Source organism: Amycolatopsis sp. MtRt-6 (assembly GCF_017308975.1).
Taxonomy (GTDB): Bacteria; Actinomycetota; Actinomycetes; order Mycobacteriales; family Pseudonocardiaceae; genus Amycolatopsis.
Genome location: NZ_JADWPD010000058.1, coordinates 21,915 through 28,092, shown reverse-complemented (window position 1 = coordinate 28,092; position 6,178 = coordinate 21,915). Strand labels below are relative to the sequence as shown.

Genomic DNA, 6,178 nt, shown 5'->3' with positions numbered 1-6,178 from the left:
CTCATCTGCCTCGCCCGCCGCCGCTGCGACGTCCTCTACGCCATGCTCCGCAACGGCACCCACTACCGGCATCCCGAACCCGCTCCGGCCCCCACTGCCGCTTGACAACCACATAGGGACACCCCCCGTCTCGACACTATCGCGCGGCGCCGACGATTTCGGGGCTGTGGCGGGGAAATCCACCGGGTTGTCCACAGGCTTGCCCCGATGTGGACAACCGGCCGCCGGAGACCGCCGAATCGGACATCCGGTGTGGGCGGCGCGCTACGTTCGTCGGTGAGCGCCCTCCGGGGACGCGGACTCCGGGAAAGGAGGGATACGACGACGGGTTCGCGTGAAGGTGAGGGTGCGGGCATACGGGCGGAAGCCCAGATCGCGATACAGAGGGAGGGCACCTGCGGATTTCGGATGATTGAGCACCGGGTACACGACGGCTTCGCGAGCGCCGGCGTGGTGGGCCGACCGCAGCGCGGCGAGGCACACCGCGCGGGCAAGGCCGGCGCGGCGGAACTCCGGCAAGGTTCCGACGGGCTCCAGCTCGCCGACGCCATTGCGCTCGTCGAGCCAGATCAGGCACTGGGCGGCGAACCGGCCGTCGGGTGCCTCGACGACCCAATCCAGCCCGGCCCGGTACGGCCAGGCGGCCATCACGGCCCGGTAGCTCGGTTCGGTCACCCTCGACGGGTGCCAGACCGTGCGGTGCACGGACACCCGGCGAGCCAGATCGTCGGGACCCACGGACCGGACGGTGAAACCCCCGGGCACGACCGGCTCGGGCAGATCCACGAGGAGGCGAGACATATACGAGTGGAAAACAGGGCTTTGCCCAAGCGCGTAACCGCGACGCTCCAGCGCGGCGACGACATGCTCCTCGGCGTCGAGCACGGTGACAGCGAGCTCGGCCGCGGAGGCGGTGTCTTCGAACCAGGCGAGCACCTCGGACGCGAGTTCGGGGCGCGCGGGATCCACGAGCAGCGCCAGTTCACCGGGTAGCGAAACCCAGCCCCACGCAACGACTTCGCCACCCGCTTCCCACAGCACGGTCGGCCACTCGGCTTCCCGGCCGGCGTGCTGGAACCGCTGCCACGCGAGGTCTCCGACGTGCAGCGAACTCGACTTCGACCAGATCCGCTGGGCCAGGCTCTGCATGGCTCGCAGGTCGGCCGGACCGGTGTAGTCGCGGCGTGTGACGGCGGGCATGGGCAGAATCGTCTTGTGCCGCGCCGGCCTTCGCCAAGCGGTTTATCGCGGAGGTGGACGTGGACGTCGGACTCCTCTGGCGTGCGGCCGCGATGTTCGCGGTGACGAACGCCGACGATCTGGTGCTGCTCGCGGTGTTCTTCGGCCAAGTGGCCGGACGTCGCGGCGAGCTCAAGGTCGTCGCCGGGCAGTTCCTCGGCTTCGCCGCGATCTTGGCGGTTTCGGTCGCGGGCGCGCTCGGAGCCGGCCTGCTGCCGGACGGCGCCGTCCGCTGGCTGGGCGTGCTGCCGATACTGCTCGGGCTCCGCGCGGCGTGGCAGGCGTGGCAGCAGGACGACGACGAGCCCGCCCCGGCGGCCGGCGTGGTCGGGATCGCGACGGTGTGCTTCGCCAACGGCGGCGACAACGTCGGCGTGTACGTCCCCGCGTTCGCCGCGACCGGGCCCGCGGGCCTGGTGGGCTACGTGGCGGTGTTCCTGGCGGGCGTGGCGGTGTGGTGCCTCGCCGGCCGGTTCCTCGCGACCCGCCCGGGCGTCGCCCGTGTGCTCGCGCGGTGGGGTCACGTGCTGCTGCCGGCGGCGCTGATCGCGCTCGGCGTGCTGATCCTGATCGGCGCGTTCTAGCGGAGGCCGGAGGGGAGGGCAGGGCTCCGTCCGAGCAACCAGGCTCAGCCGGGTCTAGCGGCGGGTTCGTCCGTCGCGAATGACTCATTCGGGACCTCCGAGGTCCCCAATGAGTCATTCGCGGCACCGGCGACGGCTCCCTGGTCACTCGGCGAGGGAGCCCGGCAAGCGACTTTGCCGGAATCCTGGGAGGGGAGGGGGTGGGCCCCGAGAGGGCACGGTGTCCGCCGCGGCGGAATGGTTGCCGCGGCAAGCATCGCTCGAGGTTGCGTCGCTGTGGCGTATCCGACTGTGGCCCAGCCGGCCGCCGGGGTGAGGCGTGGTGGGGGCATGAAACTGAGAACCAGGGTTCTTGCCGTTATCACCTTCTCCCTCTCCGCGGTCGTCGCCGTGGCCGCGCCGGCGCCGGCTGTCACCGGTGCGCAGACCGTGGCACTCGCCGCTCCGGCCGGGAGTGGGCTGCCGGCTTACGTGGCCGTCATCAAGCCCGTCACCGCCGAGCGGCTGGGGAACAGCTGGCGTGCGGGGTGTCCCGTCGGTCCTGAGCAGCTTCGGCTGATCAACCTGAACTTCCTCGGCTTCGATGGTGCCGTGCACCGGGGCGAACTGGTCGTCAACGCCGATCGGGCGACCGAGGTCGCGCGCGTCTTCGCCGACCTTTATTTCGGGCGGTTTCCCGTCGAACGGATGGAAACCGTCGAGAAGTACGACTCCGACGACGACGCTTCCATGGCCGCCAACAACACCTCGGCGTTCAACTGCCGGGCGATCACCGGCGGGACCGCCTGGTCCAACCACTCCTACGGCCGCGCGATCGACATCAACACCGTGCAGAACCCGTACGTCTCCGGCAGCGGCAAGGTCTACCCGCCCAACGGCGCTCCCTACGTCGACCGGACGCAGGACGCGCCCGGCATGATCCACGCGGGCGATGTCGCCGAGCGGGCCTTCACCTCCCGCGGCTGGACCTGGGGCGGCTCCTGGGACACCCCGATCGACTACCAGCACTTCGAGAAGCCCTGACCAGCACTTCGGGGAAGCCCGGACAGCGGCCAAGAACGCGCAACCCGGGATCGTCGCCGAGCGGCGGTCCCGGGCCTAGTCGCGGCGGGCGTTCTGCAGGGCGAGGCCGCGGGGTGTCGCCGCGCGGGTGATCAACGCGAACGCGCCGTCGCACAGCAGAGCCAGCACCACCGCCGCCAAGCCGCCCGCGAAGATCGCTCCGTAGCCCTGTGCTCCGAGCGCGAAGCCGTCGACTATGTAGCGGCCCAAGCCGCCGCCGTCGTTGACGATCGCTCCGATTGCCACCGTGGCGATCAGCTGGAGGAACGCCACCCGCGCGCCTGCCAGGATCACCGGGGAGGCCAGCGGGAGCTCGAGACGCAGCATGATCTGCCACTCCCGGTAACCCGTTCCGCGGGCCGCGTCGATCGTCTCCTGCTCCAGGGACACCACGCCCGCGTACGTGTTCGTGAACAACGGGGGCATCGCCAAGGCGACCAAGGCGAGCAGCAACGGCCAGAACGCCGTGTCCAGCTCCCAGCGGCTCGCCAGGAACCAGAACAGGATGATCAACCCGAAACTCGGGATCGCCCGGCCGATGTTCACCGCGCTGCTGGCGAGGAACGCGCCGCGGCGGTAGTGGGCCAGCCAGAGTGCCGCCGGGATCGTCAACGCCGCCGCGATCGCCAACGCCAGCAGGGAAAACCTGAGGTGCTCCAGCGTGCGGTACGGGACGCCGGCCTTGTCGGTCCAGCTCCAGCGGTTCGGGTCCGCGAGCCACGCGTTCAGCTGGTCGAGGAAGCTCATCGCGCCCGCACCTTCCGCGACCAGGGTGCCAGCACGCGCTCGCTGAGCCAGAGGACCAGGTCGACCGCCACCGCCAGTGCCACCGACAGAACTACTCCGACGATGATCATCGTCGGGTTGGGGGTTGCCGTCTGGATGCCCGCGCGGATGAAATAACCCAAGCCGCCGAGGCCGAGCATCGAGGTGACCGTCACCAGGCCGATCGTCGTCACCGCCGCGACGCGCAGGCCGGCGATCACCACCGGCAGGGCCAGCGGCAGCTCGATCTGCCAGAGCAGCCTGCCGCGCGTGTACCCCATGCCGACCGCGGCCTCGCGGACCTCGTTCGGCACCTGGTCGACGCCGGTGACGATGTTGCGGACCAGGATGAGCAGCGTGTACGTCGCGAGCGGGATCATCGCCGAGACGAACGTCAGCCCGAAGAAGGGCACCAGGACCGCGAACGCGCCCAGGCTCGGGATCACGTACAACGCGCCCGCCGTGCCGAGGATCACCGGGTACGACCAGCGGTACCGCAGGGACACGACGGCCAGCCCGATCGACACGACCAGGCCGATGCCGAGCGCGGCGCCGGTCAGCGAAATGTGCTCGACCAGGCGCTGGACGATGTCGTCGGCGTTGCGGTCCACCCACTTCCACTGGAAGATCGGGGGCCCGCTGTCGGCGGCCCGCGGCGTCACCGTGGTCACGTGCACCGGCCGACCCTACCCCGATCGGGCCCAATTATTCCGCTGAGTGGGAATTCTGGAGGCTTCCTCCCACGATGTGGATTCCTGTCGGAGGTCGAGGCTAGGGTCCTTTCGTCTGTTCGAGTGACGAAGGAGTGGGGATTCGTGCGCTGGTTCCGGAACGCGTCCGTGGTGGCGGTGGCCCTCGCGGCCACGCTCGGCTTGACCGCCTGCGGCGGCGACAGCGGTGACAAGCCCGCCGCGCAGAGCAAGGGTGGCGCGCCGATCGTCGTCGCGTCCTTCAACTTCACCGACAGCCAGATCCTCGCCGAGATCTACGCGCAGGCGCTGGAAGCCAAGGGCTACCCGGTGACGCGCAAGCTGAACCTCGGCTCGCGCGAGCTGATCTACCCGTCGCTGAAGTCCGGTGAACTGCAGTTCATCCCGGAGTACCAGGGTGCGGCGATCACCACCGGCTTCGGCCAGGAGGCAGGCAAGACCGCGCAGGAGGAGCACGAGCAGCTGGCGAAACTGTTCGAGCCCAGCGGCGTCGCGCTGCTGAACTTCGCGGCCGCCGAAGACAAGAACACCTACATCATCAAGTCCGACCTGGCCAAGGAAAAGGGCATCGCGTCGATCAGCGACCTGAAGAAGCTCGACAAGGTCGTCATGGCCGGCCCGCCGGAGTGCGAGAAGCGCCTTCCGTGCTTCAAGGGCTTCACGGACGTCTACAAGCTGACCAACATCAGCTTCCAGACCATCCAGGAAGCCGGCCCGCGCGTCCAGCAGCTCAAGTCCGGGGCCGTCACGGTCATCCCGGTCGACTCGGTCAGCCCGCTGACCGGCGACCCGGCCTACACGGTGCTCAAGGACGACCTCAACATCGTGCCGACCGAGAACGTCGTGCCCGCGGTGAACAAGAAGGTCCTCGACGAGCGCGGTGCCGACTTCGCCAACGCCGTGAACGCGGTGAGCGCGAAGCTGACCACGGACATCATGCGCGACCTGAACAAGCGCGTCGACTCCGACGGCGAGAAGGCGGCGGACGTCGCCAAGGACTGGCTGGCGCAGGCCGGGCTCTGAGCTACGCGGTCCCGCTGACGACCCACGCCCGGGCCGTCAGCGGGATCGAGCCGTCCGGGTTCGCCGGGAGGCGGCCGCGCAGCAGTTCGCGGATCCGGTCGCGGTCGGTTTCCGGCAACGTCGCCAGGTACGACGGCGCCGGGCCCTGCGCGCCGAGGAACGGCTGCCAGTAGTCGTCGAAGTCCGCGAACACCGTCGGGATCTTGATCTCGCCGACGGACACCGCGGTGAAACCGGCGTCCGTCCACAGCCGGCCCAGCGGCTCCGGGCGGCACAGCGTGAACCGGCGGCCCTCGTCGAGCTCGGCGGCCGCCGAGGGGTCGAGCTCCGCGGCCGCGTCCCAGAAGCGGCGGATCAGCTCCATGCCTTCCGCCAGGTCCCAGAGGTAGGTGGCGGCCACCCCGCCCGGCACGGTCACCCGCGCGATCTCCGCCGCCGCGCGGGCCGGCTCGGGGACGAAGTTCAGGACCAGGCCCGACACCACGACGTCGAACCGCTCGTCCGGGAACGGCAGCGAGCGCGCGTCCGCGAGCGTGAACGACGCCCGCGGATCGGTCACCCGCGCGCGAGCCGTCTTCAGGAACCCCTCCGACGGGTCGACGCCGACGACTTCCGCCGGGTCGGCCGCCGTCAGCACCGCCGACGTCAGCGCGCCCGTGCCGCAGCCGACGTCGAGCCAGCGCCGGCTCGCCGGGGCGTCGAGCCGGCGGACGAACGTCTCCGCGATCCGGCGGCTCCACCGCCCGATGTAGGCCTCGTAAGCGTCGCCTGACTGCCACATGTCCCCGAGTACAG

Annotated in this window: 7 protein-coding genes; 3 read left to right on the top strand and 4 right to left on the bottom strand. The window is 70.1% G+C overall.

Going from position 1 to position 6,178, the window contains the following annotated elements:
• Positions 1-264: 264 nt before the first annotated feature.
• Positions 265-1,200 (bottom strand): GNAT family N-acetyltransferase, encoded by a 936-nt coding sequence (locus I4Q55_RS48410; protein ID WP_206797772.1) that lies wholly within the window; start codon positions 1,198-1,200, stop codon positions 265-267.
• 59 nt (positions 1,201-1,259) lie between these two features.
• Between I4Q55_RS48410 and I4Q55_RS48405 the strand changes: the two genes are divergently transcribed.
• Both I4Q55_RS48405 and I4Q55_RS48400 read left to right on the top strand, forming a co-directional pair.
• Positions 1,260-1,823 (top strand): cadmium resistance transporter, encoded by a 564-nt coding sequence (locus I4Q55_RS48405; RefSeq protein WP_206797770.1) that lies wholly within the window; start codon positions 1,260-1,262, stop codon positions 1,821-1,823.
• 330 nt (positions 1,824-2,153) lie between these two features.
• Entirely contained in the window at positions 2,154-2,846 is a 693-nt protein-coding gene (locus I4Q55_RS48400; protein ID WP_206797769.1) for a M15 family metallopeptidase, read from the top strand.
• A gap of 75 nt (positions 2,847-2,921) precedes the next feature.
• Here I4Q55_RS48400 and I4Q55_RS48395 read toward each other — a convergent pair whose 3' ends face one another.
• Positions 2,922-3,632 carry an ABC transporter permease gene (locus I4Q55_RS48395; RefSeq protein WP_206797768.1) on the bottom strand — a complete coding sequence of 237 codons (711 nt, stop codon included), beginning with the start codon at positions 3,630-3,632 and terminating at the stop codon, positions 2,922-2,924.
• Positions 3,629-4,327: an ABC transporter permease gene (locus I4Q55_RS48390; protein WP_206797767.1), complete on the bottom strand. Its 699-nt coding sequence runs from the start codon at positions 4,325-4,327 to the stop codon at positions 3,629-3,631. Before I4Q55_RS48390 ends, I4Q55_RS48395 begins: the two co-directional genes overlap by 4 nt.
• 138 nt (positions 4,328-4,465) lie before the next feature.
• Here I4Q55_RS48390 and I4Q55_RS48385 point away from each other — a divergent pair, with 138 nt between their 5' ends.
• Positions 4,466-5,383: an ABC transporter substrate-binding protein gene (locus I4Q55_RS48385; RefSeq protein WP_206797766.1), complete on the top strand. Its 918-nt coding sequence runs from the start codon at positions 4,466-4,468 to the stop codon at positions 5,381-5,383.
• A gap of 1 nt (position 5,384) precedes the next feature.
• Here the strand turns inward: I4Q55_RS48385 and I4Q55_RS48380 are convergent, their stop codons facing one another.
• A complete protein-coding gene (locus I4Q55_RS48380; protein WP_206797765.1) occupies positions 5,385-6,164 on the bottom strand; it encodes a class I SAM-dependent methyltransferase in 780 nt (259 codons plus the stop codon).
• Between the last annotated feature and the right edge of the window lie 14 nt (positions 6,165-6,178).

Excerpts from the sequence above, each read along its gene's own strand:
- I4Q55_RS48395 (WP_206797768.1), bottom strand. The coding sequence starts at position 3,632 with ATGAGCTTCCTCGACCAGCTGAACGCGTGGCTCGCGGACCCGAACCGC.
- I4Q55_RS48380 (WP_206797765.1), bottom strand. The coding sequence starts at position 6,164 with ATGTGGCAGTCAGGCGACGCTTACGAGGCCTACATCGGGCGGTGGAGC.
- I4Q55_RS48400 (WP_206797769.1), top strand. The coding sequence starts at position 2,154 with ATGAAACTGAGAACCAGGGTTCTTGCCGTTATCACCTTCTCCCTCTCC.
- I4Q55_RS48410 (WP_206797772.1), bottom strand. The coding sequence starts at position 1,200 with ATGCCCGCCGTCACACGCCGCGACTACACCGGTCCGGCCGACCTGCGA.